At 59.8% G+C, this 26,906-nt stretch carries 28 protein-coding genes; 19 read left to right on the plus strand and 9 right to left on the minus strand.

Annotated elements, in window-relative coordinates; all coding sequences use genetic code 11:
• The 5 genes from J3456_RS06325 to J3456_RS06345 all read right to left on the minus strand — a co-directional run bounded on the left by J3456_RS06325 (position 1) and on the right by J3456_RS06345 (position 4,791).
• A complete protein-coding gene (locus J3456_RS06325; RefSeq protein ID WP_349579387.1) occupies positions 1–957 on the minus strand; it encodes an ABC transporter permease in 957 nt (318 codons plus the stop codon).
• A gap of 82 nt (positions 958–1,039) precedes the next feature.
• Complete coding sequence (locus tag J3456_RS06330) at positions 1,040–2,611, minus strand: ABC transporter substrate-binding protein (RefSeq protein WP_349579388.1); 1,572 nt, start codon at positions 2,609–2,611, stop codon at positions 1,040–1,042.
• Between the two features lie 483 nt (positions 2,612–3,094).
• Complete coding sequence (locus J3456_RS06335; protein WP_162931808.1) at positions 3,095–3,241, minus strand: hypothetical protein; 147 nt, start codon at positions 3,239–3,241, stop codon at positions 3,095–3,097.
• Positions 3,242–3,343: 102 nt separating this feature from the next.
• Positions 3,344–4,198, minus strand: coding sequence for an SDR family oxidoreductase (locus J3456_RS06340; protein ID WP_349579389.1), 855 nt, complete (start codon positions 4,196–4,198; stop codon positions 3,344–3,346).
• Positions 4,199–4,512: 314 nt separating this feature from the next.
• Complete coding sequence (locus tag J3456_RS06345) at positions 4,513–4,791, minus strand: metal-sensitive transcriptional regulator (protein WP_349579390.1); 279 nt, start codon at positions 4,789–4,791, stop codon at positions 4,513–4,515.
• A 200-nt stretch (positions 4,792–4,991) separates the two neighbouring features.
• Here J3456_RS06345 and J3456_RS06350 point away from each other — a divergent pair, with 200 nt between their 5' ends.
• The 10 genes from J3456_RS06350 (at position 4,992) to J3456_RS06395 (ending at position 12,911) form a co-directional block, all read left to right on the plus strand.
• A complete protein-coding gene (locus tag J3456_RS06350; RefSeq protein WP_349579391.1) occupies positions 4,992–5,894 on the plus strand; it encodes a DUF6692 family protein in 903 nt (300 codons plus the stop codon).
• A 143-nt stretch (positions 5,895–6,037) separates the two neighbouring features.
• Positions 6,038–6,418: a hypothetical protein gene (locus J3456_RS06355; RefSeq protein ID WP_349579392.1), complete on the plus strand. Its 381-nt coding sequence runs from the start codon at positions 6,038–6,040 to the stop codon at positions 6,416–6,418.
• Between the two features lie 82 nt (positions 6,419–6,500).
• A complete protein-coding gene (locus tag J3456_RS06360) occupies positions 6,501–6,791 on the plus strand; it encodes a hypothetical protein (protein WP_349579393.1) in 291 nt (96 codons plus the stop codon).
• A complete protein-coding gene (locus J3456_RS06365; RefSeq protein WP_349579394.1) occupies positions 6,791–8,254 on the plus strand; it encodes a TolC family protein in 1,464 nt (487 codons plus the stop codon). Before J3456_RS06360 ends, J3456_RS06365 begins: the two co-directional genes overlap by 1 nt.
• 17 nt (positions 8,255–8,271) lie before the next feature.
• The gene (locus J3456_RS06370) at positions 8,272–9,630 is read left to right on the plus strand and encodes a multicopper oxidase family protein (RefSeq protein ID WP_349579395.1); all 1,359 of its coding nucleotides are present in this window, start codon (positions 8,272–8,274) and stop codon (positions 9,628–9,630) included.
• Positions 9,631–9,676: 46 nt separating this feature from the next.
• The gene (locus J3456_RS06375) at positions 9,677–10,411 is read left to right on the plus strand and encodes a copper-binding protein (RefSeq protein WP_349579396.1); all 735 of its coding nucleotides are present in this window, start codon (positions 9,677–9,679) and stop codon (positions 10,409–10,411) included.
• A gap of 69 nt (positions 10,412–10,480) precedes the next feature.
• Complete coding sequence (locus J3456_RS06380) at positions 10,481–11,032, plus strand: helix-turn-helix transcriptional regulator (RefSeq protein ID WP_349579397.1); 552 nt, start codon at positions 10,481–10,483, stop codon at positions 11,030–11,032.
• Positions 11,033–11,191: 159 nt separating this feature from the next.
• A complete protein-coding gene (locus tag J3456_RS06385) occupies positions 11,192–11,854 on the plus strand; it encodes a multicopper oxidase family protein (protein WP_349579398.1) in 663 nt (220 codons plus the stop codon).
• Between the two features lie 41 nt (positions 11,855–11,895).
• Positions 11,896–12,489: a multicopper oxidase domain-containing protein gene (locus J3456_RS06390; protein WP_349579399.1), complete on the plus strand. Its 594-nt coding sequence runs from the start codon at positions 11,896–11,898 to the stop codon at positions 12,487–12,489.
• Complete coding sequence (locus J3456_RS06395) at positions 12,486–12,911, plus strand: c-type cytochrome (protein WP_269343479.1); 426 nt, start codon at positions 12,486–12,488, stop codon at positions 12,909–12,911. Before J3456_RS06390 ends, J3456_RS06395 begins: the two co-directional genes overlap by 4 nt.
• Before the next feature lie 101 nt (positions 12,912–13,012).
• Here J3456_RS06395 and J3456_RS06400 read toward each other — a convergent pair whose 3' ends face one another.
• The 3 genes from J3456_RS06400 to J3456_RS06410 all read right to left on the minus strand — a co-directional run bounded on the left by J3456_RS06400 (position 13,013) and on the right by J3456_RS06410 (position 17,626).
• Complete coding sequence (locus tag J3456_RS06400) at positions 13,013–14,641, minus strand: alkaline phosphatase family protein (protein ID WP_349579400.1); 1,629 nt, start codon at positions 14,639–14,641, stop codon at positions 13,013–13,015.
• 75 nt (positions 14,642–14,716) lie between these two features.
• Positions 14,717–15,748 carry a TAXI family TRAP transporter solute-binding subunit gene (locus J3456_RS06405; protein WP_349579401.1) on the minus strand — a complete coding sequence of 344 codons (1,032 nt, stop codon included), beginning with the start codon at positions 15,746–15,748 and terminating at the stop codon, positions 14,717–14,719.
• Positions 15,749–15,766: 18 nt separating this feature from the next.
• Positions 15,767–17,626, minus strand: coding sequence for a TRAP transporter permease (locus J3456_RS06410; RefSeq protein ID WP_349579402.1), 1,860 nt, complete (start codon positions 17,624–17,626; stop codon positions 15,767–15,769).
• A 123-nt stretch (positions 17,627–17,749) separates the two neighbouring features.
• Here J3456_RS06410 and J3456_RS06415 point away from each other — a divergent pair, with 123 nt between their 5' ends.
• The 4 genes from J3456_RS06415 (at position 17,750) to J3456_RS06430 (ending at position 20,833) form a co-directional block, all read left to right on the plus strand.
• Positions 17,750–18,535 (plus strand): IclR family transcriptional regulator, encoded by a 786-nt coding sequence (locus J3456_RS06415; protein ID WP_349579403.1) that lies wholly within the window; start codon positions 17,750–17,752, stop codon positions 18,533–18,535.
• A 284-nt stretch (positions 18,536–18,819) separates the two neighbouring features.
• A complete protein-coding gene (locus J3456_RS06420) occupies positions 18,820–19,059 on the plus strand; it encodes a hypothetical protein (protein WP_349579404.1) in 240 nt (79 codons plus the stop codon).
• Between the two features lie 4 nt (positions 19,060–19,063).
• On the plus strand, positions 19,064–19,699 hold the full coding sequence (gene maiA, locus J3456_RS06425) for a maleylacetoacetate isomerase (protein ID WP_349579405.1): 636 nt from the start codon (positions 19,064–19,066) through the stop codon (positions 19,697–19,699).
• Positions 19,700–19,963: 264 nt separating this feature from the next.
• Entirely contained in the window at positions 19,964–20,833 is an 870-nt protein-coding gene (locus J3456_RS06430; protein ID WP_349579406.1) for a bifunctional allantoicase/(S)-ureidoglycine aminohydrolase, read from the plus strand.
• Here the strand turns inward: J3456_RS06430 and bhcR are convergent.
• On the minus strand, positions 20,814–21,662 hold the full coding sequence (gene bhcR / locus J3456_RS06435; protein ID WP_349579407.1) for an HTH-type transcriptional regulator BhcR: 849 nt from the start codon (positions 21,660–21,662) through the stop codon (positions 20,814–20,816). The genes J3456_RS06430 and bhcR overlap by 20 nt on opposite strands.
• Positions 21,663–21,831: 169 nt before the next feature.
• Here bhcR and bhcA point away from each other — a divergent pair, with 169 nt between their 5' ends.
• The 5 genes from bhcA (at position 21,832) to J3456_RS06460 (ending at position 26,906) form a co-directional block, all read left to right on the plus strand.
• Positions 21,832–23,022: an L-aspartate--glyoxylate aminotransferase BhcA gene (gene bhcA, locus J3456_RS06440; protein ID WP_349579408.1), complete on the plus strand. Its 1,191-nt coding sequence runs from the start codon at positions 21,832–21,834 to the stop codon at positions 23,020–23,022.
• Positions 23,022–23,993: a beta-hydroxyaspartate dehydratase BhcB gene (gene bhcB / locus J3456_RS06445; protein WP_349579409.1), complete on the plus strand. Its 972-nt coding sequence runs from the start codon at positions 23,022–23,024 to the stop codon at positions 23,991–23,993. Before bhcA ends, bhcB begins: the two co-directional genes overlap by 1 nt.
• Positions 23,994–24,029: 36 nt before the next feature.
• Positions 24,030–25,193, plus strand: coding sequence for a 3-hydroxy-D-aspartate aldolase BhcC (gene bhcC, locus J3456_RS06450; protein WP_349579410.1), 1,164 nt, complete (start codon positions 24,030–24,032; stop codon positions 25,191–25,193).
• 174 nt (positions 25,194–25,367) lie between these two features.
• Positions 25,368–26,333, plus strand: coding sequence for an iminosuccinate reductase BhcD (gene bhcD, locus J3456_RS06455; RefSeq protein ID WP_349579412.1), 966 nt, complete (start codon positions 25,368–25,370; stop codon positions 26,331–26,333).
• 66 nt (positions 26,334–26,399) lie between these two features.
• Entirely contained in the window at positions 26,400–26,906 is a 507-nt protein-coding gene (locus J3456_RS06460) for an AmiS/UreI family transporter (RefSeq protein ID WP_349579413.1), read from the plus strand.

A 26,906-nucleotide genomic window follows, 5' to 3' on the forward strand; every position in this document is an offset into this window, starting at 1 on the left:
TTATCTCCCGTGCCGCAGACGCGGGTTCGACATGATCGAGATGATGTCGGCCAAGACGTTGAGCGTGATATAAACAGCGGCAAAGAACAGCCCCACCGCCTGCACCACCGGGAAATCCCGGCTGGAGACCGCATCGACCAACAACTGCCCAAGACCGGGGTAGGAAAAGACGACCTCTACCACCACCACGCCGACCACCAGATAGGCAAGGTTCAGGGCCACGACATTGACGATCGGCGCCAATGCGTTGGGCAGCGCGTGCTGCACGATAATGCGCCAGCGCGGCACACCTTTAAGGCGCGCCATCTCAATATAGGGCGAGGCGAGCACGTTGATGATGGCCGCCCGCGTCATCCGCATCATATGGGCGACAACCACCAGAATAAGCGTCAGCGCGGGCAGAAAGCTGCGGTAAAGCGCGTCCCACAGCCCCGTGGCGCTGTCGATCCGCGCAAGTGTCGGAAAGACGCCCGCCTTGATCGACAAAAACAGGATCAGAACGTAGCCCACGAAAAACTCGGGCATAGAGATCGCGGAAAGCGCGGTCAAATTGACGCCCCGGTCAAACAGCGTGTTGCGCCACAGCGCCGCCAAAAGGCCAAGGATCACCGCCAGCGGCGCGGCGATGACGGCGGCATAGGTGGCCAGAAACATGGTATTGGCAAGCCGCGGCCCCAAAAGCTCGGACACCTCGCGCCCCGAGGCCAGAGAGGTGCCAAAGTCTCCGTGCAGCACGCCGCCGAGCCAATCGAAATAACGAAGATGCGCAGGCTGATCGAGGCCGAGTTCGGCGCGGAAGGCCGCAAGGGTCGACTCGGTCGCTGATTGGCCAAGGATCTGCTGCGCCAGATCGCCGGGCAAAAGCTCGATGCCAACGAACATCAGGGCGGATACGACAAAGAGGGTCAGAATGCCGAGGGACACTCGGCCGATAACAAGCTTCTGAAGCCGGGACATTTTAAAGTTTTCTCCGGCCCGGATCGGGCCATTGGTGCGGGAAACGGACGGCCCCTTGGGGCCGCCCGGATGAGGCTGTGGCTTAGGACATCCACCAGCGTTCGATGAAGCGCTGGCTGTCGAGATCCCACATCTCGGACACTTCCTCAGGCATCTGAACGCTTTCGCTCATGGCCGAGACATATTGACCAAAGGCCGGGATCAGCGCGCCGCCCTGCTCTTTCACGATCTTTTGCATCTCGCCGTACATCTCGGCGCGGCGGGTCTGGTCCAACTCGGGCCGCGCTTGCAAAAGCAGTTCGTTAAAGCGTTCGTTGTCCCATTTGGTCTCGTTCCACTCCGCATCGGCGGCATAGCCGGTCGAGAACATCAGGTCGGGCGTCGGACGCCCGCCCCAATAGGAGCAGCAGAAGGGCTTTTGCAGCCAGACATTCGACCAATAGCCATCATCCGGCTCACGCTTCACGTCGATGTTCAGCCCCGCAGGCCGCGCGTTTTCGGCAAAGAGAACCGAGGCATCTACCGCCCCGTTGAATGCCGCATCCGAGGTCGACAGCGTCACATCAAGGCTTTCAAGCCCCGCCTGTTTCAGGTGGTACTTCGCCCGCTCTGGATCATAGGTGATCTGCTCAAGGTCGTCGTTGTAATAGGGCATGGAGCGCGAGATCGGTTGGTCATTGCCCACGGTGCCATAGCCGCGCAGAACCTTTTCGATCATATCTTCGCGGTTGATGCCGTATTTCAGCGCCATCCGCACGTTCATGTCATCGAAGGGCGCCGTGTTGGTCTGCATCGGCATGATATAATGCAACGTGCCGTCTTGGGTGTGGATCTTCACGTTGGGCGCGCGGCCCAGCAGGTTGATCGTCTTGAGATCGGGCCGGTCGATCAGATCAACCTCGCCGGTCATCAGCGCGTTCATCCGCGCCGCCGGATCGCCGACTTTGAGGATCACGACCTTGTCGAAATGCGCGCGGCCCTCTTTCCAGTAATCATCGCGGCGCGTCAGTTCGACCCGCACGCCCGGCTCGAAGACGTCGATCACATAGCCGCCGGTGCCGATGCGGCTGTTGGGGTCGATCGTGCCATCGCCGGTGTCTTGGCGAATCCCGAGGTGGTAGTCATTGAAGATGAACGGGAAATCCGCGTTCCCTGCGGCCAGTTCAAAGATCACGACCTTGTCGCCATCGGCGCGGATGTCGGTGATCTGCTCAAGCAGTGGTTTGATGCCGGATTTGGATTCGGGGCCCATGTGGTGACGGATCGAGGCGATCACGTCATTCGCCGTCGCCGTTTTGCCGTCCGAGAATTGCGCGTTGTCGCGCAGGCGGAAGGTCCATGTGGCGGCATCGCTGCTCGCCTCAAAGCTCTCGGCCAGGTCGGGCTGGGCGGTGCCGTCGGGGGCAATTTCCGTCAGAGTGTTAAAGACCGCATAGCCGCTGGCGAACATGAAGTCGTTGTTGAAGGTCGCAGGATCAAGGCTGTCGGAGGTCGAGCCTTGGGTGAAGCCAACCCGCAGCGTGCCACCCTTTTTGGGCTGAGCCTGTGCCCGCGCGCCCTGTGGCAAGATCAGCCCTGCCCCCATCGCAGCCGCGCTCCCGGCTAGAAAGCTGCGACGGCTCGGTCCGTTTTGACGTTTTGTGAAATTGGTCATTGTATCCCCCTATGTTTGTTTTCTTGGTCAAACGCTCTGACAAAGCGCTCGGCGTAATGGTCGGTTACGCGGCGTTTACCGCCGCCCCTCGCAGAGGCATGAGCCAGTCGCCCCGCCTGCTATCGCGGTCGAAACATCGCCGCCGCCGAACGGCAGCGCGTCTCTGCCTGCAATGCGATCAGCCGCGGCAGTGCGCCCGCCGCAACGATCTTGGCCATAGGCATAGCCGGTTCCATCGCCGGGGTATAGATGCCCGGCGCGCCTGTCGCGCAGTTACGCTACGGCTAGAGAGGTTTTTCGGAGAGAACAAGGTCTTGTGGCCGGGCTAGCAACGCGCCGCGCCCGCCGATCCTTACCGCGAGCGCCGCAAGACCGGGGGTCTGATCTAGCCCCGTCTGCGGCCCCCTCAGGGGGGATTTCGCCCGAAATTAAATACGGGGCGATGCGAGAAAACAGCGCGGGATTTCCGCACTGCTTTCGCGTTCACTTCTCTTTCTTCACCGCCTTTTGCGGGTTCTTTGGATCGAACTCCTCAGGGCGGTGCGCCGCGCCTTCGTGGTCATCCTGCGCATTGTGGCGCTCCCGGTGGGGCGGGCGTTTCTCTTTGGCGTGATCTGGCTCGTTTGGCATGACGTTCTCCTTTCGGGCTATTTATGCGGCCGCGGCCTGCATTCGGGGCTTCATCGACACAGAGGCCAATTGTCTGTCGTGCGGGGCATGGGGCAAACTGGTTTATCCCCCAACGAGCGTGCCGCCGTTCGGGTGCAGCACCTGCCCGCTCATATAGGACGAATCCTCGCAGGCGAGGAACAACAGGGAGGGCGCGACCTCATTCGGCTGACCGGGGCGGCCAAGGGGGGCGTTCTGACCAAACTCCTCAACTTTATCGGCGGGGAATGATGCCGGGATCAGCGGCGTCCAGATCGGCCCCGGTGCCACGCCATTGACCAAAATACCCTCGGGCGCGAGCTTGCTTGCCATGGCGCGCAAGAAAGACAGGATCGCCCCCTTGGTCGAGGCATAGTCAATCAGCAAATCCTGCCCTTTATAGGCGGTGATCGAAGTGACACAGATGATCCGCGCGCCCTTTTTCAGGTGCGGTAACGTCGCCTGCGTCATCAGGATCATGCCAATGATATTGGTGCGGAACGTGCGCTCAATCTGGGCTTCTTCGATATCCTCAAGGCGCTCCTGCGCGTGCTGTTCGCCCGCGTCATTAACCAGAATGTCGATCTTGCCAAAGGTCTCCATCGTGCGGCGCACGGCATCGTTGCAAAAGTCTTTCTGGCCGACATCGCCCTCCAGCAACAGCGCCCGGCGGCCCTCGGCCTCGACCAACTCTTTGGTCTCTTCGGCATCGCGGCTCTCATTGCGGTAAACGATGGCGACATCCGCCCCCTCGCGCGCATAGAGCAGCGCCGTGGCGCGCCCGATCCCGCTGTCCCCCCCGGTGATAAGCGCAACCTTATCCTTGAGCCGATCCGAGCCGGGGTAGCGCGGCGTGTTATCGGGTGCGGGGTCCATCTTATGTTCTTGACCGGGCTGGCTTTGCGGGCTGTCGAGGGCATCAAAATTCTGATCTGTCATGGCGCATTCCTATCTGTTGCGGCCCCAAAAAGCGGGGCGTTCAAAAAAAACTAGGGCTACAGAGGGCCAATGTTCGCCTCGTGGGTATGGTTTCACCACGGGGCAGAGATGAGAGAAAACTTGCGCATCATGAGCGCCTGCCTCGGGTGCCAATCGGGGGGCTGCGCCCCTACCGCGTGCCGTCCTTGGCGCATGTCCGACTTGCGCCGCGTAGCTAGCCTGTCGCCATGCGGTTTGCGCATCACATTCGCGGCCAATCCGCCGGTTTCGCGTTTAGGTTCTAAGCGTAAACCGCCCACCTCCAAAACGAACCCCTAGTCGCGTGCCTTTTCCAGCAAGGCGACCAATTCACGGAACTTCTGGCGTTGCTCTTCGCGGTCGCCCGATAGGATCGCCTCTTCCATACAGTGGTTGGCGTGATCCTCGATCACCAATCGCTCGACCGCGCGCAGGGCCGAGCGGACCGCGGCGGTTTTCACCAGCACGTCCACGCAATAGCGCCCCTCATCGACCATCCGTGTGACGCCGCGCAACTGCCCTTCCAGCCGCGCCAGTCGCTTAAGGATCGCTGCCTTGTTCTGCTTTGCTTCCACGTTTGGTGCCTCCACCTATCGGAACTAAGACGACCGTGGCCTGTTAACATACCATATGGGGGTATCCAGAGCCGCTTCATTCGCATTTTGCTGGTGCGTTGCAAAGGCCTGCATTGGCTTGGGCGATCATAGCCCCCCGCGCCCTTGATTGCCACAGTGCGCGCCGCGCTCGCGCAGGAATTTGAGAGAGGAGATATCCCATGTCCTACTGGCGTTTCGCCGCAATGATCTCGACTTCGACCATCGTGATGTTTGGCCTGATGTACCTGAACACCTACGCATTTGAGCATGTCTTTTTCAGCGAAACGCGGACCTACATGGCGCTGCTGATGGGCGCTGTGATGGCAGTCATCATGCTGAGCTTCATGTTGTCGATGTATTCCAACAAGGCCATCAACATCGCCATCTATATCGGCTCCATCGCGGTCTTCGCCCTGACCCTTTGGCTGGTGCGCAGCCAAGTTACCGTGGGCGATACCAGCTATATGCGCGCCATGATTCCGCACCATTCGATCGCCATTATGACCTCGGAGCGGGCAGAACTTTCGGACCCGCGCGTGCGTAAGATGGCAGATGGCATCATCGCCGCACAGCGCAAAGAGATCGCCGAGATGCGCAGCCTGATCGCCGACATCGAAGAGAACGGCGACGCGGTAGATCCGGAACTGGGCGAGGCCGAAAGCCAGCCCGAAGTCGGTACGGTGGACGATGCGCTATCCTCCGCAGAGGTCGCAAAAGTCGACCCGGCGGGGCTGACCCCTGAGGATGTCGAAAGCTTGCTTAGCAGCGCCGCCACCTGTCAGTTTGGCCGCACGAACGAAGGCGACCCAAGCCTCGTGATGGCGGGCAATGCCGGGGGGATCAAACTCTCGGGCACCTTGATTGAATTGCAATCCGATGAGGCCATTGACCAAGCCGCGCTTGCCGATGGCGCCCGTTTCACCGCCGATGGCGTTGACGTGACCGTCACCCCCCTTGCCGGGGCGGATTGGACCGATACCGAAAGCAACCTGCGCCGCTCGGAAGCCGAGATGAAATTTCATCTCGACCGCGGGCTGACCGTTGGCTACCGCGGGTTCTTGGACTGCACGAACGAGATGTGACCTTCGCCAAGGGGGGGGCTGCCGAACCGGGTGGGCCTCCCTTTGACTTTCGCGGCTCTGTTGCAAAGGTCGAAGATTTAATTGCAATCCTTCCAGCGCTGGACGCGTTGACAGGCTTCGTGACTTGCGACACTGCTAAGGCCATGCGTGCTCCGGCAAACATATCACACCTCTGCCGCGCCCTGCTGGGTGTGGTTCTGGCCTGCGGTTTGCTGCTGCTTCCGCCCTCTTCGGTTCATGCCGAAAGCGGCATGCACGAAAGCGCGCAGGCGGCGCATCACACGGGCCACCAGATGAGCGCAGCGTCAGAACTGCAACAGGATGTTGCGGCGTTGCCTGATCTGAAAGACATACCAGAAAGTTTCGAAGGCGAGCCTTGCTGTGGTGGCATTTGCCTGACGGCGGCGCTGACCACTTCGCAGGACGCCAAGATGACGGCGGTGCGATCCGTTGAATATGCCAGCGTGTCTCACTCTGTCGCCTCTGGCCAGCCCACGGGCCAATTGCGTCCACCTCGAGCCTGAGTTGATCCCGGCCCCCTGACGGCCTTTGCATCCGCGGTTTCGAGCCGCGGGTAAGATCACCTCTTTCTCAGGCAAAATACCAATGAAATTACCACTGATCGCTGGGACGCTGTCCCTGACCCTTGGCGCCTGCGCCACGGCGCTCCCGCCCCTTCCTGATGTCACTGCCGCCTATGTGCAGCAGCCCACGCCTCTGCCCCAAGTCGCCGCGATGACCGCCGCCGACAACAGCGCACGTGGCAGCGCTGCCACCGCCGAGGAACAGCCCTTCTCAGGCTACCGCCGTCGCAGTGTCGTCGAACCGCTCGATTGGCGGCGGCTGAATGCGGAACAGGCCCCCAAGCCGGGCGCAATGCAAGGGATGAACCACTGATGCGTTGGAAACTGAAAACCGCCGCCGTCATTACGCCTCTGATCTTGGGTGCCTGCACGGCCCCGGTGCTGCCGGTAAATTACTCGGCCCGCGATGCCGGTTTTGCCGCCGTTGAGGCGCGCACCTCCAAGGCCATCGGCAAGCGCACCGTCTGGGCGCAGTCGCAGTCCGAGACCGTCGCCGCCTCTAAACAGGTCCGCGCCATGGTGCAGGGCAAGACGATCAATGCCGAAACCGCGGTGCAAGTCGCGCTTTTGAACAACAAAGGGCTTCAGGCATCCTATGCGCAGATCGGCCTCTCGGCAGCGGAAGCATGGCAACAGTCCACGCCCGAGAACCCTGTCGTTTCCATCGGTCTTTTGGGCATCGGTGCGCCCGAGGTCGGGCTGTACCGCGCTTTGGAGAGCATGATCGCCGTTAACCTGCTGGACGCCCGTACCCGCAAACAGCGCATCGCCGCTGCCGAGGCGGAATTCCAGCACGCGCAGATGCAAGCGGTGAGCGACACGTTGGCGCTGGCCAATGACACGCGCGAGGCTTGGGTCAACGCGGTCGCGGCGTTTGAAACGGTCAGCTACCTCAAACGTGCCGCCGTAACCACGGATGCGGCGGCGGAACTGGCGCAGCAGCTGGGCAAGACCGGCGCGCTCAACAAGGCCGCGCAGGCCCGCGAGCAGGCGTTCAACGCTGAGATGGCCGGGCAGTTGGCGCAGGCGCGGCTGGACGCGCAATTGGCCAAGGAACAGCTGACCCGGCTTATGGGTCTCTGGGGGCAGGACGTGGCTTATTACGTGCCTGATTCCCTTCCGCGCGTTCCAAATACGGTAAGTGGCCACAGGGGCATCGAACGGCTGGCGCTGGCCAATCGTGTTGATCTGGAAGTCGCCCGGCTGGGGTTGGCAGCAACGGCGAAAGCCTACGGCCTGACCGATGCCACCCGCACTCTGACGGACCTCGAAGTCATCGCCGGGGCCGAGATTGAGCGTGAAGAAGAGGACGGAGAAGTCGAGACCAGCATCGCGCCGCAGGTCGAGTTCGAGTTCGTCATCCCAATCTTCGACAGCGGCAAGGCGCGGCTGCGCAAAGCTGAGCTCAGCTATCTCCAAGCGGCCAATGTGCTGGCCGAACGGGCGGTGAATGTCCGCTCCGAAGCACGTGCAGCGGCCACGGCCTACCGCTCAAGCCACCAGATTGCGCGGCACTACTCAGACGTGGTGCTGCCCCTGCGGCGCACCATCGATGAGGAGGCATTGCTCAGCAACAACGGCATGATCACCAGCACCTTCGATCTGTTGAACGACGCCCGCGAAAAGATCGGAAGCCAGCTTGAGGCGGCCAATGCCAAGCGTGAGTTTTGGCTGGCCTCTGCCGGTCTGACCGCCGCGATCTACGGCGGTGGCAGCGGCGGCGGTGGCGCCGGCGGAGAGGCACAGATTGCCGCCGGTGGCGGCGGCGGACATTGAGACAAGGAAGCAATCACATGATGAACAGACGTCAACTGCTGGGGGCCGGTGCTGCGGGAGCGACGCTCGTATCCTCCAAAGCATGGGGCCAGACCATGAACATGGGCCTGCCCGAAGCCGCGGTGATGGACAGTGCCCTCACCCAGACCCCCACCCGCCCCACCAGCGGGCCGGACTACAATCCGGTCGTAACGCTCAATGGGTGGACTTTGCCGCACCGGATGAACAACGGGGTTAAGGAATTCCACCTTGTTGCAGAACCGGTCGAGCGCGAATTGGCCGACGGGATGGTTGCGCGTCTTTGGGGGTACAATGGCCAATCCACCGGCCCCACCCTCGAAGCCGTCGAGGGCGACCGGGTGCGCATCTATGTCACCAATCGCCTGCCCGAGCATACGACGGTGCATTGGCACGGGCTGATCCTGCCCTCGGGCATGGACGGCGTCGGCGGCCTCAGCCACCCCGGCATCCCGCCGGGCAAGACCTTTGTCTATGAGTTCGACCTGACCAAATCCGGGACCTTCATGTACCACCCACACGGGGATGAGATGGTGCAGATGGCGATGGGGATGATGGGCATGTTCGTGGTCCACCCCAAGGATCCGGACTTCATGCGCGTGGATCGGGATTTCCTGATCATGCTCAACGCTTTCGACATTGATCCGGGCACCTACATTCCGCGCATCATGACGATGACGGATTTCAACCTGTGGACTTGGAACAGCCGCATTTTCCCCGACATTGACCCGTTGGTGGTCAATCAAGGGGACAAGGTGCGTGTGCGCGTGGGCAACCTCACGATGACCAACCACCCGATCCACATGCACGGCTATGACTTCAAGGTCACCTGCACCGATGGCGGCTGGGTGCCGGAATCGGCGCAATGGCCCGAGGTGTCGATCGACATCCCCGTGGGCGCCATGCGCGCCTATGAGTTCGTGGCCGACCATCTGGGCGACTGGGCGATCCACTGCCACAAGTCACACCACACGATGAATGCGATGGGCCATGACGTGCCGACGCTGATCGGCACCAGCAGTTCGAACATGACACGTCAGGTTCGCCGCGTGCAGCCAGAGTTCATGCCCATGGGCACGGCGGGCATGGCGGATATGGGCGAAATGTCGATGCCCCTGCCCGACAACACCGTGCCGATGATGGCCGGTTGGGGGCCGCATGGCCCGTTGGAAATGGGCGGCATGTTTTCGGTCGTGAAGGTGCGCCAAGGCATCGACGCGGACGACTACGAAGATCCCGGCTGGTACGAAAACCCGCCGGGCACCGAGGCGTATGAATGGACGGGCGAGCTGCCAGACTTCGCGCAGAACCACAGCCCGAAAACCCAGATCACGCCAAAACCAACCTCCAAGGGCTAAGCGGCCCTTGGACCATAATCACCTCAAAAACCATACAGGAAACACCATGAACAAACTTCTTCTCTCGACCGCCCTCAGCCTTCTCATCACCGCCCCGGCCTTTGCCGCAGGCACCCATGGCGACGGCCACGGCGATGACGGCCACGGCGACATGCACAAAGAAATGGCCGTGGGCATGCCCGGCAAGGCCGAGGCCGTTGACCGCACCGTCGACGTGACCATGCGCGAAACCGACGATGGCGAGATGATCTTTGAGCCCGCCGAGTTCGACATCAAGAAGGGCGAGACGATCCGCTTTGCCGTCACCAACAAGGGCGAGATCGAGCATGAGTTCGTGATCGACACGATGGAAGGCAACGCCAAGCACAAGGAAGCCATGGCCAAGATGGACATGGAGCATGACGACCCAAACTCGGTCCGTCTCGACTCCGGCATGGAAGGCGAGGTGATCTGGACCTTCGCCAACGAAGGCAGCTTTGAATTCGCCTGCCTGATCCCCGGCCACTACGACTCCGGCATGCATGGCCCGATCACCGTCGCACAGTCCGATGACGCGCCAGAGGCGCCCGCGGTCTACTCCACCGGCAAGATCAAAAAGGTCGACGCCAAGGGCAAGAAGGTCACCATCATCCACGGCCCGTTGGAAAACCTCGACATGCCGTCGATGACCATGGTGTTCAAAGCCGATGAAGCGCTGATCGCCAATATGAAGGAAGGCCAGAACATCGAATTCGTGGCCGACCGTGTGAAAGGCAAGCTGACCGTCACAGCGATGAAGTAAACGCCGCCAGCAGGGCCGGTGACCGGTCTGGCCCTGCTCTTTCCACAAAATAACAAGGCAGTTCGAGCAATGAGAACGCGTGGAACCATCGCCCTTTGGGCCATCGCTGCACTACAGGCAATTGTGGCAATCTTCTTTTCCGTCTGCTTCTTGCTGGACGCTGTTGGGCTGGAACCTGAATTTCTGATCTGGCAGAGCCATGAGTATCAACAGACCGTGCTGGCCATTGGGTTGAACCTCGGCGTGGCACTTGGCTGGATCGCCCTTAGAACAAGCCTGCAACGCGCCCGGCTCGCCGAAGAAAAGATGCGCCGTTGCACCACGGAGTTCTCAATGGTGATGTCGCGGCATTTCACGGATTGGCGTCTGACCCCCGCCGAGCGGGATGTCGCGGTGTTTTTGGTCAAGGGCCTGAGCACCCGCGACATTGCGGACCTGCGCGGCACCTCCGAAGGCACGATCAAAGCGCAGACAAACGCGATTTATCGCAAGGCGGCCGTTACCGGGCGCACCCAGTTGCTGAGCACCTTCATAGAGGACTTGATGGATGACGCATTGATGACCGTGGCATTGGGGAATGATATGAACAACCTGAGCACCAAATTGAGCGAGGCAGCATGAGGGGCGCGGACAGATTGGCGCCACACGGATGTGTTATGGCAGCGAAACCGCCCGTCCGGGCAATGCTGGCAACGGCAGCGACACCTCATACGTTCCATCGCGCGAATGCGCAGGCTTTGATGGCGGCACTGATGACTTTAGATTTCGATAAGGCATGACATGAACAGAAGACAGTTTCTCGCCAGCGCTTCGGCCATGGCACTCCTGCCCGCGCCGGGATCGGCGTCTCCGGCCCCTCAGACGTTGAAAGCCGAGGAAATTATTCAGCAGATCCTTCCCGAAGGCGAAGGCACCACCGCAATGCTGGGGTTCAACGGCTCGATGCCGGGACCTGAGATCAGGCTTAAACGGGGTGCGCGGGCATCGATTGAGGTTGAGAATGCCCTGCAAGAGGGCACCGCCGTTCACTGGCACGGCATCCGGTTGGAAAACCGGATGGACGGCGTTCCGGTGTTGACGCAAGACCTGATCAACCCCGGTGACAGCAAGACCTACAGTTTCGTGCCGCCCGATGCGGGGACCTACTGGTACCATTCGCATTATATCTCGCAAGAACAGGTGGCCCGCGGCTTGATGGGGCCGCTGATCGTCGAAGACGACGCCCCCCTCGATCTGGATCATGACATCACCGTGATCTTGTCCGATTGGATCATCGACGAAGATGGCAGCCTTGTTGATGAATTCACCGACATGCATAGCGTGGCCCATGCGGGCTATATGGGCAATTTCGCCCGCGGCTTCCTCTCGCGGAGCGACGTGCAGCAAGGTGATCGCATCCGCCTGCGGCTGATCAATGCGGCGACCAATCGTATTTTCCCCTGAGCATCTCCGGCGTCTCGGGTTCGGTTGTCGCCTTGGACGGCATGGCACTGCGCCAACCTCGCGCGTTCTCTGACCTCGTTCTGGCGCCGGCTCAGCGGGCCGATCTGATCGTCGATGTCACCGGCCCAGTCGGCTTTGACATGCCCACGCGACAGGCGCCTTACCGTCTGGCAGAACTGTCCGTCTCTGGCGAGAATACGGATCGGCAATCGGGGCCTCTGCCGACCTTGGCGGCACCGGACCTCCCGGCACCGGGTGCCCCCTCCCAGCACCTGACGCTGACCATGATGGGCGGTGCCATGGGCGGTCGGCACGGCGGTGCCAACATCTGGTCCTTCAACGATGTCTCGGACCTGCCACAGGAGCCCTTTGCCGCCATCGAACGCGGCGAAACGGTACGGATCACCTTCGTGAATGATACCGCCTTTCCGCATGGCATCCATCTGCATGGCCATCATTTCTATGAACTCGCCGCCGATGACAGCCTTGGTGATCTGCGCGACACGACTTTGGTGGCGGCCGGTCAAAGCCGGGATGTGCTTTGCGTTTTTGACAATCCGGGCCGCTGGCTGATCCACTGCCACATGCTAAGCCATGCCATCGGAGGGATGCGAACATGGGTAGAGGTCACATGATCCGATATTCACTTCTTGCCCTTGTCTGGGCAACCACGGCGCAGGCGGGCCACGAGCTTGAGGGCCGCGACATCGATGCGGGGCGCACGCTCTATGCCGAGACCTGCGCGGCTTGTCATGGCGCCAATCTCGAAGGCCAGCCTGACTGGCGGACACCGGATGAGGACGGCATCCTGCCAGCGCCCCCTCATGATGCCACAGGCCATACCTGGCACCACGACAATGCCCTGCTCTTTGAATATACCAAGCGCGGCGGCAGCGCCGCATTGGCCGCGCGCGGGATTGATGATTTCGCTAGCGGAATGCCCGCCTTTGAAGGGGTACTGTCGGACGCGGACATCTGGGACATTCTCGCCTACATCCGATCAACTTGGCCGCCCCGCGAACAGGCCGCTCAGGCAGGTCGCAACCGGCCACATTGAGGCCGCAGCCTCAGAACGCCAGCTCCAGCGGTGGCGTTGATGACCCAGACCAAGTGCGCATGCCACAGACCTTTGCGGTGCTATGGCATGCGCAGCCGCCCCTACCCCTTGGGCTTCTCGCCTGCCGCTGCAAAGGCAGCTTCAAGGTCGGCCTCCGTCGGGAAGCCGATCAGTACTCCCGCCCGCGCTTCGTTGAGGTCGGCTCCGCGCCGTTCAATTTCAGCGTCGGACATCGTGGTGCGCTGGCTGATGCGGCGGGTCCATTGAAAGAACAGGTTTTGCAGCCGTTCGCATTCTTGCGCGGAATGCGGATCATTGCCCAGATCGTTGAACTCATCCGGATCAGCCTGCAAATCGAACAGCATCGGGCGGAAGCCTTCGGCAAAGACGTATTTCCAACGTCCATCAAATAGCATCGTCAGTTTGGCCTCGGCAACGCTCACGCCCAGACGACGACGCGCCTGCCGGAAAGAGTAGTCATATTCGGAGACGACAAATTCGCGCAGGCGGTCCGCCTTGCCCTGCATGAGCGGACGCAGGGACTTGCCCTCGATGATATGCGGAACGGCGGCGCCATCGAAATAGTCGAGGATGGTCGGCACCACATCAATCGCTTCGACCAGCGCGTCTGACACCGTGCCGCGTGTGGCATCCGCCTCTTTGCTGGGGTCGACAACGATCAGGGGAATGCGTGCCGAAGGGTCGTGAAACAACTCCTTCTCGCCAAGCCAGTGATCGCCCAGATAATCGCCATGATCCGAGGTAAAGACGATCATCGTCTCATCGGTCAAACCCTTGGCGTCCAGAAACGCCATCAACTCGCCCATCTGATCGTCGATCTGTTTGATCAACCCCATATAGGCGCCGATCACTTTCGTCCGGGTGATGTCATTGGTGAAAGCTTTGGACACCCGCTCTTCCATAAAAGCCCCAAACACCGGATGCGGGTCCGTCTGTTCCGCGTCGCTGCGCAGCACCGGCTGATGGGTCTCCGGCGGGTACATATCGTGGTAGGGTTCGGGCACGATATAGGGCCAATGCGGTTTGATATAGCTAAGATGCAGGCACCATGGCGTGTCGCCCGCCTCTTGAATGAAGTCCATCGCACGGCGGGTGATATAGGGGGTCTCACTCTCTTCATCCGAGGCGCGGGCCTTGGCGTCTGAATTGTCGAGGAACCAGCCGCTCAGGATGTTGCCGTCTGCATCCTCGCCACTGTTGGCGACGCTGTCCCAAGGGTTTTCATCCTCCCAGCCGCGGTCCTTCATGTACTCATCATAGGCTTTGTTGCGCTTGCCGTAACTGGTGCTTGGGTGCAGCCCGTCGTCGCGCTCATAAGGCTCGAAACCACATTCGGACACCAAAGCGCCGATGGTGCTGTCGGGGGCCAAACCGAGGCGTTTCATCCCCTCAGCATCGGCGCTCATATGGGTCTTGCCGCAGAGGGCCGTGCGCACGCCCAGCGGGCGCAAATGGTCGCCCAAGGTCATCTCGCCTACTTTCAGCGGCACGTTGTTCCACGTCGATCCATGCGAACTGACGTAGCGGCCCGTGTAGAAGGACATGCGCGATGGGCCGCAGATCGTCGACTGCACATAGGCGCGATCAAACCGCACGCCGCGTTTGGCCAAGGCGTCAATATGCGGCGTATCAAGCCCCCGATGCCCTGCGCAGGACAGGTAATCCCATCGCAGTTGATCACACATGATGAAGAGTACGTTTTTTGTCATGATGGCGTCCGGGTCCGAGGTATATTTAAGCTGTAGCAGAGGGGACCGGGGCTGAGTGCGCCCCGGTCCTTGAGGTCAGGCTTTCGCCGCGTCAGGGATGTCGACCCCCAGTTCGGTCAAGGCACGCAAAGCGCCGGGGTGCAGCGGCAGGTTGATGTCTTGCACAGCGCCCTCTGGCGTGATCGCCCGCAGCCAAGGCGCACTTTCGCCCGCCTCTTTGACACCGTCATAGAAGGCTTTGGTCATCTGATAGATCATCTCTTCGTCCGCGCCTTTGTTGGTTACGATCCCAACGATTACGCCCAGTGTCGTGACATCCCCCTCATTGGCCTGATTGTCGCCATAGATGCCCGCAGGCAGCGTGGCCGCGCTGAAGCCCGGGCGGCCAACGAGCGCCTGAACGCCTTCGGTTTCAAGCGTATCGGCAGGAATACCAAGGAAGCGGATCTTGTTGGTCACCGCGATTTGGGTCAGCGCAGGGCTGGGGGCGTTGGTCGGGTTGCAGTACACGTCGAGGTTGCCGTCTTGGAAAGCCGCCGCCGCCGCATCCCAGCCGAGTTTGACGGCTTCGTAGTCGGTGCCTTCTTCCAGCCCGGCCACGGCTTTGAACAAGCGCGCCATGGTGGTGTAGGCCGCCCCTCCGGGGGGGCCGAGGAACACACGTTTGCCAGCGATCTGATCCATCGACGTGATGCCGGAGGAGTCGTAAACCGCGATGTGATAGACACCCATCGGGAAGTTCAGCACGGTGCGCAGGTTGTTGACCAGTTCAGGCGCCTGTTCGATCTTTTCATACATGGCCGCCTGACGGCGCATCAGCGCGTGAATGACGGGCGACGACATGCAAAAATCGCTGCGTCCCATCGCCACTTCCAGCACATGGCGCGTGGCCGCGCCGGTCGCGTTCAACTGAATTTCATAATCCGGCAGCGCGCCGTTCACGATGCTCGCGAAGGTGGTCATCACGAGGTTCGGGCTGGTGCCCGGCCCCAGCGTCGACATGCGCAGAATATCTTTCGCAAAAGCCCCACACGGCAAAGCGGCAAGCGCGGCGGCACCTGTGGCGGTGCCTAGAAAGCCACGGCGTGAGAATGTTGGGTTGGTCATAGGTTGTCCTCCTCTGGATTATGAAACTTCGGGCGTCATGAACGCTCCGAACCGAACGGCGGACCACAGCGCCACGGTGGCTGCCACGGCAATCCACGACACCAGCGGTCCGAAAAACAAAAGCGCAAAGGCAATCCCGAGGCCCAAGGGCGCGTAGCCCGCCTTGCCTTTCGCCGGATAGCAGGCGCGCGAGATATGCAGCACCGCCAAGGTGACGAACAGGATCGACTGCGCGGACTGCGCCAGCGGGTAGCCCGTCCCCAGCAGCATGGCCGGCTGGTAAATAAACGCAAAAGGGATCACGAAACCGGGCATTGCCAGTCGTGACGCCTCGATCGCCGTGCGCATGGCCCCTGCCTTCGCGATGGGGGCCGCGGCAAAGGCCGCAAGGGCCACAGGCGGCGTCACTGCAGAAAGCACGCCGAAATAGAGCACGAACATATGCGTGTGGATGATCGGCACGCCGAGCCGTTGCAGCGCGGGCCCCATGACCAGCACGATGATCAGATAGGCAGGCACGGTGGGCATCCCCATGCCCAAAAGCAGGCATGCCACGGCCATCAGCAACAGCGAAATCGCCAACTGCCCATCCGCATAGCTCGCCACCAAAGACGCGAACCGCAGCCCGACGCCGGTCAGGTTCAAAATACCGATGATGATACCAACGGCGCCCACGATCACCACAAGCTGGGCCGAGATCAGCCCCGCCGAGCGAATGAACCTGCCCCAAGAGGATAGATCGGTCAAAAGGCCCGGCTTGATCGCGAAACCAAGCACGACGGCAAAGGCTACGCCGATAAAGCCTGCATAGGCCGGAGAAGAGCCGCCGACCATGGCCACGACGATGGCTGTCAGCGACAGCATAAAGACAATGATCTGCGCAAGCTCACGCCAAACGAAGCTGAGCTTTGGCTGTTCGGAAACGTCCAGATCCATGCTCCGCGCCGCACTTGAGGTCGCCATGAACAACCCGACGTAATAGAGGATTGCCGGAACGGCGGCGGCCGCGCAGATGGTCAGATAGGGCTCACCGGTGACATCGGCCATGATAAAGGCCACGGCCCCCATGATGGGCGGCGTGATCTGCCCCCCGCTTGAGGCCGCGGCTTCGACCGCTCCGGCAAAATGCGCTTTGAACCCGCGTTTCTTGATCAGCGGTATCGTTATGACGCCGGTGCCGACGACATTGGCCACCGCGCTGCCGGAAATCGTGCCGAACAACCCGCTGGCAATTGTCGCCGCCGCCGCTGGCCCCGAACGGACCCGCCCGGTCGCCGCAAGCGCCAGCTTTACCAGCACCCGGTCGATCGTGAGGAACTCAAGGAAAGCGCCGAAAATAATAAAGATCAGGATGGTCGAAACGACCGTCGCCATGGGACGGCCAAACACACCGTCAAAGGAATACCATAGAACTTGGATCAACTCTTCTGAGGTCATGCCCGCATGGCGCATGAACCCCGGCGCATATTGGCCAAAGGCCCCATAAAGCAGCACAAGGGCCGCCACGCTGGCCATGACCATGCCAACAGACCGGCGCGTGAGTTCGATCACGGCGATCAGCCCCAAAGTGCCCAACCAAATGTCGGTGGAGGTCAGAAAATACAGCCCGGTTTCGATCTCTGCCGCTGCGCGAAAGTACTGAAAGACCGCGACCCCCAGTAGGGCCGCCGTAAGCAGGGCCAAAGGTTTTTCAGCGACAGTCTGGCCACGTTCCATCTGGGTCAACAGAATCAACAACCCTCCGACCAGCAGCATCCCGACGCGCAGATAGGACTCGCTGAACACGCCAAAGACGGAAACGTAGAAAACGACGGCGATGATCAGACCCGATAGCGCAAAGTTCAACCCGGTCACGGATTTTGAAAGCAGGTTTTGCATCGGTCCTCATCCCCCCTAAATGCGACACTCCGGCAAAGACCTCCTCCGCCCCTGCCGCGATTGCGCAAAAACTAGACAGCGATGGGTTAACGGTCCAACATGGATTTCACCAGGTGGAACGCTATGACGAAATTAAACCGCTCCGTTGAACGCGGGCTCAACATCCTCGAAGTTATCTCCAGCAATGGCGTGTGTTCCTTGGCCTTTCTGGCCGAGCGGACGGGCTTGCCCAAGCCGACAATCCTGCGCATCTGCGCCACATTGGTCCAACAGCGCTGGCTGACCCAAAGCAGAAGTGACAGCCGCTACAGGGTCGGTTCCCGTTTCCCGCGGGTGAATTCCCGCCCGACGTCGATAGACACGCTGGTCGAAGCAGGTGCCTCTGCGATCCTTTCCCTTTCTGATGCCACGGGACTTGGCGTGGACCTTGCCGCGCCCATCGGCAATGGCCGGGTCGAGATTGTGGATACGACGCGGAACTTTTCCAGCCATGGTATCTTTCCCGATTGCATTGGCTACAGGCCCTCGCCTTTTCGTTCTGCACTGGGGTGCGCTTTTCTGGCTGCACTGGAGCCTGAGCAGGAGGCAGAGTATTCCGCCCGTTTGGCTGTCCACACCACCGGCAAAGACCGCAGCGCTGCCCTGGCGCTGCCTGCTAAGTTGCGCGAGGTGCGCGCGCAGGGTTTCGCCATCCGAGAGGACGGCTATTGGGGGCGCGCGGTGGATTACGGCGGCATTCCAAGTGCGATTGCCGTCGCCATAAGCTCTCAGGGTCATACTGTCGGCGCGGTTAGCCTGATTTGGCTGGCCGAACAGCATAGCGTCGCCGCCATCGCCAAAGCGCATTTGAAAAAACTGAACGAGACGGCAGAGGAGATCGGCAAGCTCTACGCGGCCAACGTCGGCTAATTTGCGTTGACCCGTCGTTCGGATCTCGCCCGTTTGTTCATCTAAAGCACCCTGCAACCGGGTTGTGCGCCGCCAATACGGACAGTCTGTAGGGGAGCAAATCCGACAGGTTGAAGTCATCCGATGCCATCCGGAACGGCTCCCCCCCGTGATCGTTGCACCTCAAATCTCCTTGACGAATTGTCCCACGTCCTCCTATTCGTTGCAATTGTAACGATTCTGAAGCGGCGGTTCTGGCATGGTTTATGGCCAACGCATGAAGGATCGAAGGGAGGGGAAAATTGATGACTGGCACTGACAAATGCGGGTTTAATCCGGGCGGCGGGGACAGGCCCGGCTGTATGTCCGGCGGCGACTATTTCGAAACCAAACCGCTCCCCGGTGCCCTGCCCCAAGGCAGGAACACGGTGCTCACAGATGTGCAAACCCAGCTTTCCAAAAGAGAGGCTCAGCCTCAGGATGATTACATCGTTTGCTGGGCGGATATGGAAATGAAGTGCGACAGCACGCCGGGTAATAAATAACGCGATGCTTACGCTTTATTCCTACTGGCGCTCGACCACATCTTATCGCGTTCGGATAGCGCTGAATCTCAAGGGCCTGCCCTATCGTGTGGTTCCGGTGGACCTCGTGGCCGGGGACCAACGCAGCCCAGACTATGCAGCCAAGAACCCCATCAAAGGGGTGCCAACATTGCTCCTTGAAGACGGGCGGGCGTTGACCCAATCGCTGGCAATCATGGCCTATCTGGACGAGATCGCGCCAGACCCTGCCCTTTTGCCCGCGCCCGCGTTTGAGCGGGCTCAGGTACTGGCCGCCGCACAGGTGATCGCGACGGACATTCATCCGATCAACAACCTCAAGGTGGTCAGCCACCTGAAAGCCCATCATGGGCTGACCGCGGATGAGGGAACGGCATGGATGCGCCATTGGATGACCGAAGGGCTCCACGCCTATCAAGCGCTGCTGCCGGACGGCCCGAAATTCAGCTTTGCCGATCACCCGCTGCTTTGCGACCTTTGCCTTATCCCGCAGCTTTACAACGCCCACCGGTGGGGCGTCGAGATGACACCCTTCGCGCGGCTGCTTGAGATCGAACAGGAGGCCCTGCGCCTCCCGGCCTTTGACGCCGCACGACCCGAAAATCAGCCGGACGCCTATTGAAGGGCAGCTCATGCGTTCATGGGCTGAAAGCGGCGATACCGCTGGGACTGATGCTGCGTGGCTCAATGGACGACCGGGGCGACACCTCGAACGCCTCCGGCGAACTTTAAAAACAGGCGGGCATCTACCTGAAGCAATCGACAATGGCCCTATCCCGCCTATTTTCAAATCTCACCGAATAGAGCTGTCGTAACTTTGCTGGTGGTCGCCTCCTAGCCGCATCGAATACCCTCGCTCAAACAGTCTTTTTCTTCTGGAGCATCCATGAGCACCAAATATTTCGCGCCACACGGGGGACATCCCGGGCAAGAGCAGCTTCTCACTGATCGCGCAGTTTTCAAGAATGCCTATGCGGTCATCCCAAAAGGTACGATGCGGGATATCGTCACCAGCTTTTTGCCCTTTTGGGAGGATACGCGCCTGTGGGTCATCGCGCGCCCGATGAGCGGCTTCGCCGAGACATTTTCGCAATACATCATGGAGGTACAGCCCGGTGGCGGTTCTGAAAAGGCTGAGTTGGATCCGGAAGCCGAGGGCGTATTATTCGTTGTGGAAGGCGCGGCCACTTTGCGTGTCGCGGGCGAGACTTACGAGCTGAGCCCGGGCGGTTACGCATACCTGCCCCCGTCGAGCGCCTGGACCCTGCGAAACGAAGGCGATGAAGTCTTGCGCTTCCATTGGGTGCGCAAGGCATATGAGGCCGTCGAAGGGTTGGATATGCCCGATGTGCTGGTCCTGAACGAAAACGACATCGAACCGACGCCCATGCCGGGCACAGATGGCAAATGGTCGACGACCCGCTTTGTCGACCCATCCGACCTGCGCCACGACATGCATGTCACGATTGTGACATTCGAACCGGGCGGCGTTATTCCGTTTCTTGAGACACATGTGATGGAGCACGGGCTCTATGTGTTGGAGGGCAAAGCCGTCTACAATCTGAACAATGACTGGGTCGAAGTTGAGGCTGGTGACTACATGTGGCTCCGCGCTTTTTGCCCCCAGGCATGCTATGCGGGTGGCCCGGGGCGGTTCCGGTACCTGCTTTACAAGGACGTAAATCGCCATATGGCGCTCCGTCCCGGCGCCGCGTCACACCCTCAACATCAGCGCCTCAAGGCTGCGGCCCAGTAACGCTGCCCCCGATCGCGAGGCTCAATTGGTGAGCCGCCTTGATGACGGGGCGGCTCAATTCTTCGACCTCGGACGCGCCGACCCTGCTTGTTGGCCCGGATATCGAGATTCCCGCGACAGCTTCGCCATTCATGTCGAATACCGGCGCCGCGATACAGCGCATGCCTTCGTTCCTCTCTTCATTATCAACTGAAAAGCCGCTTTCCCGAATGGCTTCGAGATTCTGGCGCAGGGCCGTCGGATCGATGATCGTATGTGCGGTAAACCGCGTCATCTGCCCCTTCGAGAGTAGTTTGTCCAAACGCTCTGGTTCCATATATGCGAGCAACGCCTTGCCAATGCCGGATGCATGCATCGGGGAAAGGCTGCCGGGCGGGAAAAAGGCGCGGATGTTCGCATGTGTCTCCACTTGGCTTAAGAACAGAACCGCCTCTTCTTTTCCGACGCCGATATTGGCTGTTTCACCGGTCGTTTCCATCAGCTTTCGCATGATGGGTCGCGCTCGATCGACAAGACTTGTGCGCCGAAGGAAACGCGCGCCGATCACAAACGCGCGCGGACCAATGTACCAAACCTGCTCTTCGTGATCGAATTCGACCAGCCCCCTGCCCTCAAGGGTTACAAGGATACGGTAGACGGTTGCTGGCGATTGGCGCATCTCATCTGCCAGCTTAGAGAGCGGCTTGCCCTGTGCTTCGCTGAGATACTCAAACACCTCCATGGCACGGTCGAGCGATTTGATCGTGTTCTGCGCGGTCTTGTCCGTCCAGCCACGGGGCCTTCCGCGTGCTTTCCGACCAGTTTCTGAACCATTGTCTTGAGATTCCATAAGAACCCTTCGTTTCTACGTGAAAGACGAAATCACCATGTGAAAAATATAACGCACTGACAACACTCATCTTTAAGCACGAACCCAAAAACTGAAACCCTATTTCAAAAAAATATCGGTTCCGGCTGGTCCCGTCTATTGTGAAGTCAACAACGGAAGGAGACCGTCCATGAGCTTTCAAAATCCCGTTTTCATCCCGGGCCCGACCAACATTCCCGAGAGCCTGCGCAAGGCTTGCGACATGCCTACGATCGATCACCGGTCACCGCTGTTTGGGCAAATTCTGCATCCCGCTCGTGCAAGTGTTCGCAAAGTCCTCAAAAGCGACAACGCAGAGATCTTTATTTTTCCGTCCACCGGCACGGGGGGGTGGGAAACTGCGCTGACCAACACGCTGTCATCGGGTGACAAAGTGCTTGCGGCACGCAACGGTATGTTCAGCCATCGTTGGATCGACATGTGCCAGCGTCATGGTCTTGCTGTGCAGACCGTCGAAACCGCATGGGGCGCAGGGATCCCGGCGGATCGCTACGAAGAGATCCTGACCGCTGACAAAAGCCATGAGATCAAGGCCGTTCTCGCCACGCATAATGAAACGGCCACCGGTGTGAAATCAGACATTGTGGCCGTGCGCCGTGCGCTGGACGCATCGGGCCATCCAGCGATGCTGTTGGTGGATGGTGTTTCATCAATTGCCTCAATGGATTTCCGTTTTGACGAATGGGGCGTGGATGTTGCCGTGACCGGGTCACAAAAAGGCTTCATGCTGCCCGCTGGCCTCGCCATCGTTGGCTTCTCACCCAAGGCGATGGAGGCCACCAAAACCGCCACTCTGCCCCGCACGTTTTTCGACGTACACGACATGGCCAAAGGCTACGCGAACAACGCCTATCCCTATACGCCTGCTGTAGGGCTGCTGAACGGTCTGAACCAAGCCTGCAACATGCTGCTGGCCGAAGGTATGGAGAACGTGTTTGCCCGGCATTATCGGATTGCGGAGGGTGTGCGCGCGGCGGTGGGCGCTTGGGGCCTTGATCTTTGCGCCACCGACCCGTCGGTTTACTCCGACACTGTCAGTGCCATTCGGACGCCCGAAGACTTCAACGCCACCGATATCGTGACACATGCCGCCAACAAGTATGGCGTGGCCTTTGGCGTGGGTCTTGGTGAGGTTGCCGGCAAGGTGTTCCGGATCGGCCACCTCGGCAGTCTGACGGATGTCATGGCACTCTCCGGCATCGCGACCGCAGAAATGTGCATGGTCGATCTTGGATTGGACATCAAACTCGGCTCCGGGGTCGCGGCGGCCCAAGAATACTATCGCGGCCATACCGCAGCAGCGCAAAAAGACGCTGCGTGATGAAGGATTACCAAATGTACGTCCCGACTTACGAGGACATGTTGGACGCCCACGCGCGGATCGGCCCCTATATTCGCCGCACGCCGGTCCGCACCTCGGACTACCTCAACGAACTTGCCGGTTGCGAGCTGTTCTTCAAATGCGAGAACTTTCAAGAGCCGGGTGCCTTTAAGGTGAGGGGCGCCTCGAACGCGGTGTTCGGGCTCAGCGAAGAGCAGGCGGCCAAAGGTGTCGCAACACATTCCTCAGGCAACCATGCATCCTGTCTGTCTTATGCCGCTATGAAGCGTGGCATTCCTTGCAATGTGGTGATGCCCCGCACAGCACCTCAGGCAAAGAAGGATACGGTGCGCCGTTTTGGCGGTGTCATTACCGAGTGCGAGCCGTCGACCAGTTCCCGCGAGGCAACCTTTGCCGAGGTGCAAGCTGCGACGGGGGGTGATTTCGTACACCCCTACAACGATCCCCGAGTGATCGCCGGACAGGGCACATGTTCGAAAGAATTCATTGAGCAGACGGATGGCCTTGATGCTGTGGTGGCGCCAATTGGGGGCGGTGGCATGATATCGGGCACCTGCCTCACCCTCGCGACCCTCGCGCCCGAAACTCAGATCATTGCGGCCGAGCCGGAACAGGCAGACGACGCTTACCGCAGCTTCAAGGCGGGCCATATCATCGCGGACGATGCCCCCAAGACCATTGCCGACGGCCTTCTGGTCCCGCTCAAGGACCTGACTTGGCATTTTGTCTCAAACCACGTGTCCGAGATCTACACGGCATCCGAGCAAGAGATCATTGAGGCGATGAAGCTGACCTGGAAGCATCTGCGCGTGGTCATGGAGCCATCCTCTGCTGTGCCGCTCGCGACAGTTCTCAAGAACCCCGAAGCCTTTAGGGGCAAGCGCGTGGGCCTGATCATCACGGGCGGCAATGTCGACCTCGACAAACTGCCGTGGCTGAACGCCGCCTGATCTTAAATATCGACTGAAAAACGAAGGAGCACGGACATGAAAGATATGACCAATCTCGACGAATTCGAAGTGGGCTACGATATCCCGGCAAAACCGGGCATGGACGAGGCCGACATCCAAACCCCGAGCCTTGTGCTCGATCTTGACGCGCTGGAGCGTAATATCAAGAAAATGGGAGACTACGCCAAGGCGCACGGCATGCGCCACCGGACCCATGGCAAGATGCACAAATCGGTCGATGTCCAAAGACTTCAAGAAAAGCTCGGCGGTGCATGTGGTGTCTGCTGCCAGAAAGTCTCAGAGGCCGAGGTTTTTGCGCGGGGCGGCATTAAAGATATTCTCGTCTCGAACCAAGTACGCGATCCCGCCAAAATCGACCGCCTCGCCCGTCTGCCCAAGCTGGGCGCCCGCACGATCTGTTGCGTTGACGACCTTGCCAATGTGGCCGATCTGTCATCGGCGGCGCAGAAACATGGCACCGAGATCGAATGTCTTGTCGAAATCGATTGTGGCGCGGGGCGCTGCGGTGTGACCACCACGCCTGACGTGGTGGCGATTGCCAAGGCCATCAACGGTGCCGAGGGGCTCAAGTTTTCCGGCTTGCAAGCTTATCAAGGCGCAATGCAGCACCTCGACAGCTATGACGAACGCAAGGAGAAGATTGATATCGCCGTGGCGATGGTCAAAGACGCGGTCGATACGTTGAAGGCCGAAGGTTTGGACTGTGACATCGTCGGCGGTGGCGGCACTGGCTCCTACTATTTCGAGTCCAACTCGGGTGTGTATAACGAACTGCAGTGCGGCTCCTATGCCTTCATGGACGCGGACTATGGGCGCATCCTCGACAAAGACGGCAAACGCATCGACCAAGGGGAATGGGAGAATGCCTTTTTCATCCTCACAAGCGTGATGAGCCATGCAAAGGCGGACAAGGCGATCGTCGACGCTGGCCTCAAGGCTCAATCCGTTGATAGCGGCCTGCCAGTGATCTACGGGCGCGATGATGTCGAATATATCAAGTGTTCAGACGAACATGGGGTCGTGATGGACCCAAACGGCGCGTTGAAGGTCAACGACAAGCTGAAGCTGGTTCCGGGTCACTGCGATCCGACCGCCAACGTCCATGATTGGTATGTTGGTGTTCGGAACGACAAGGTTGAATGCCTCTGGCCAGTTTCGGCACGCGGTCACGCCTACTGATCTAGCGATGTAAGACAACGGCCCCATGTGTCTGCTTTCTTCCCGGCGGGCACAGGGGCGAACTGATTTGAAGCGTGTCAGAATACTCTTTTCCGCCGCAACCTGCGGCGCGACGTTCTCAAGCCACTGGCGAACCTCTCGGAGTCTTCTGAAACGAAATATTTGGAGAGACACATGCTGATCGTACCTGAACGTGAGATCGCCAACCTAATGACCCGCGAGGCAGCTTTTGATGCTATCGAGAAAGTCTTTGCCGCAATGGCCTCCGGCGACGCCTACAACTTCCCCGTCGTTCGCGAAGCGATTGATCACGAAGATGCGCTATACGGGTTCAAAGGCGGATTTGATCGCGCCGGGTTGAGCTTGGGATTGAAGGCCGGTGGATACTGGCCGAACAATCTTGAAAAACGCAACCTGATCAACCACCAGTCCACCGTATTCCTGTTCGATCCTGACACCGGCAAGGTCAAAGCGATGGTCGGTGGCAATTTGCTGACAGCGTTGCGTACGGCGGCGGCTTCGTCGGTTTCAATCAAACACTTGGCACGTGAAAACGCGACCGTCATCGGCATGGTAGGCGCAGGCCACCAAGCCACCTTCCAGCTACGTGCCGCATTGGAGCAGCGAAAGTTCGAGAAGGTGATCGGCTGGAACTACCACCCAGAGATGCTGCCCAATATCGAGAAAGTCGCGCATGAGGCAGGGGTTCCCTTTGAAGCCGTCGATCTGCCCGGCATGACCGAAGCCGACGTCATCATCTCGATCACCTCCGCCTTTTCACCGTCTTTGATGGCCGATCACGTCAGCCCCGGAACCCATATCGCCTGTATGGGCACCGACACCAAAGGCAAACAGGAGGTCGAAGCGACCTTGCTGGCACGGGCCTCGGTGTTCACCGATGAGGTTGCCCAGTCCGTGAGCATCGGCGAGGCGCAACATGCCATTGCTGAAGGGCTTATCAAGGACACGGATGTTGCCCAGCTTGGCGCGGTCATTAATGGGACCAATCCGGGCCGCACCTCGGATCATCAAATCACGCTGTTCGACGGGACAGGCGTGGGCCTTCAGGACCTCGCGGTGGCGGCCAAAGTCGTTGATTTGGCCGTTGAACAGGGCGTCGCAATCGACGTGGACTTCTAAGCCAAGGCACATTGAGCTGGCCCAGAAACCGAAAGACTTTCTTTCAGCGCACAAACGGTAGGTTTCATGTTTTTGCCAATATCCCTGCTGTTTGTGGGGGCAGTTCTTGTGTTGAATGGTCTTTGGATGTCTGGGCGCATCTCGGATCGAGAGATTGTTGTCATCAACTTTGCCACAGCGGCAATTACCGCCACAGTCGCCGCTGTGTCACTCGTGCGCGCCACGACCGGGGATGAAATCCGCTCTGTTGCCCTGACGCTGCTGTTCAGCGCGACCTACCTTTGGGTGGCGGTTAACCGGTTGAATGGCGCCGATGGCCGCGGTTTGGGCTGGTTCAGCCTGTTTGTCTCTCTTTCCGTGTTGCCTCAGGCCTTTTTTGCCCTCGCCTCTGCGGCGAAATTCATTGATATCTGGCTGGGCATTTGCTGGCTTATTTGGTCGGGTCTTTGGTTCATGTATTTTGTCACTTTGACGTTGAAGAAACCGGTTCAAGACCAAACAGCAGTTGCCACACTCCTAAGCGGCGTGCTGACTGCCTGGCTCCCCGCCCTTTTCCTGATGTACGGAGCTTGA

The organism is Sulfitobacter sp. NFXS29 (genome assembly GCF_040148765.1).
GTDB lineage: Bacteria > Pseudomonadota > Alphaproteobacteria > Rhodobacterales > Rhodobacteraceae > Sulfitobacter.

Bases quoted from the DNA above. Each gene is read 5' to 3' on its own strand.
- J3456_RS06325 (WP_349579387.1), bottom strand. From the start codon at position 957: ATGTCCCGGCTTCAGAAGCTTGTTATCGGCCGAGTGTCCCTCGGCATT.
- J3456_RS06330 (WP_349579388.1), bottom strand. From the start codon at position 2,611: ATGACCAATTTCACAAAACGTCAAAACGGACCGAGCCGTCGCAGCTTT.
- J3456_RS06335 (WP_162931808.1), bottom strand. From the start codon at position 3,241: ATGCCAAACGAGCCAGATCACGCCAAAGAGAAACGCCCGCCCCACCGG.
- J3456_RS06340 (WP_349579389.1), bottom strand. From the start codon at position 4,198: ATGACAGATCAGAATTTTGATGCCCTCGACAGCCCGCAAAGCCAGCCC.
- J3456_RS06350 (WP_349579391.1), top strand. From the start codon at position 4,992: ATGTCCTACTGGCGTTTCGCCGCAATGATCTCGACTTCGACCATCGTG.
- J3456_RS06355 (WP_349579392.1), top strand. From the start codon at position 6,038: ATGCGTGCTCCGGCAAACATATCACACCTCTGCCGCGCCCTGCTGGGT.
- J3456_RS06360 (WP_349579393.1), top strand. From the start codon at position 6,501: ATGAAATTACCACTGATCGCTGGGACGCTGTCCCTGACCCTTGGCGCC.
- J3456_RS06365 (WP_349579394.1), top strand. From the start codon at position 6,791: ATGCGTTGGAAACTGAAAACCGCCGCCGTCATTACGCCTCTGATCTTG.
- J3456_RS06370 (WP_349579395.1), top strand. From the start codon at position 8,272: ATGATGAACAGACGTCAACTGCTGGGGGCCGGTGCTGCGGGAGCGACG.
- J3456_RS06375 (WP_349579396.1), top strand. From the start codon at position 9,677: ATGAACAAACTTCTTCTCTCGACCGCCCTCAGCCTTCTCATCACCGCC.
- J3456_RS06380 (WP_349579397.1), top strand. From the start codon at position 10,481: ATGAGAACGCGTGGAACCATCGCCCTTTGGGCCATCGCTGCACTACAG.
- J3456_RS06385 (WP_349579398.1), top strand. From the start codon at position 11,192: ATGAACAGAAGACAGTTTCTCGCCAGCGCTTCGGCCATGGCACTCCTG.
- J3456_RS06390 (WP_349579399.1), top strand. From the start codon at position 11,896: ATGGCACTGCGCCAACCTCGCGCGTTCTCTGACCTCGTTCTGGCGCCG.
- J3456_RS06395 (WP_269343479.1), top strand. From the start codon at position 12,486: ATGATCCGATATTCACTTCTTGCCCTTGTCTGGGCAACCACGGCGCAG.
- J3456_RS06400 (WP_349579400.1), bottom strand. From the start codon at position 14,641: ATGACAAAAAACGTACTCTTCATCATGTGTGATCAACTGCGATGGGAT.
- J3456_RS06405 (WP_349579401.1), bottom strand. From the start codon at position 15,748: ATGACCAACCCAACATTCTCACGCCGTGGCTTTCTAGGCACCGCCACA.
- J3456_RS06410 (WP_349579402.1), bottom strand. From the start codon at position 17,626: ATGCAAAACCTGCTTTCAAAATCCGTGACCGGGTTGAACTTTGCGCTA.
- J3456_RS06415 (WP_349579403.1), top strand. From the start codon at position 17,750: ATGACGAAATTAAACCGCTCCGTTGAACGCGGGCTCAACATCCTCGAA.
- J3456_RS06420 (WP_349579404.1), top strand. From the start codon at position 18,820: ATGACTGGCACTGACAAATGCGGGTTTAATCCGGGCGGCGGGGACAGG.
- maiA (WP_349579405.1), top strand. From the start codon at position 19,064: ATGCTTACGCTTTATTCCTACTGGCGCTCGACCACATCTTATCGCGTT.
- J3456_RS06430 (WP_349579406.1), top strand. From the start codon at position 19,964: ATGAGCACCAAATATTTCGCGCCACACGGGGGACATCCCGGGCAAGAG.
- bhcR (WP_349579407.1), bottom strand. From the start codon at position 21,662: ATGGAATCTCAAGACAATGGTTCAGAAACTGGTCGGAAAGCACGCGGA.
- bhcA (WP_349579408.1), top strand. From the start codon at position 21,832: ATGAGCTTTCAAAATCCCGTTTTCATCCCGGGCCCGACCAACATTCCC.
- bhcB (WP_349579409.1), top strand. From the start codon at position 23,022: ATGAAGGATTACCAAATGTACGTCCCGACTTACGAGGACATGTTGGAC.
- bhcC (WP_349579410.1), top strand. From the start codon at position 24,030: ATGAAAGATATGACCAATCTCGACGAATTCGAAGTGGGCTACGATATC.
- bhcD (WP_349579412.1), top strand. From the start codon at position 25,368: ATGCTGATCGTACCTGAACGTGAGATCGCCAACCTAATGACCCGCGAG.
- J3456_RS06460 (WP_349579413.1), top strand. From the start codon at position 26,400: ATGTTTTTGCCAATATCCCTGCTGTTTGTGGGGGCAGTTCTTGTGTTG.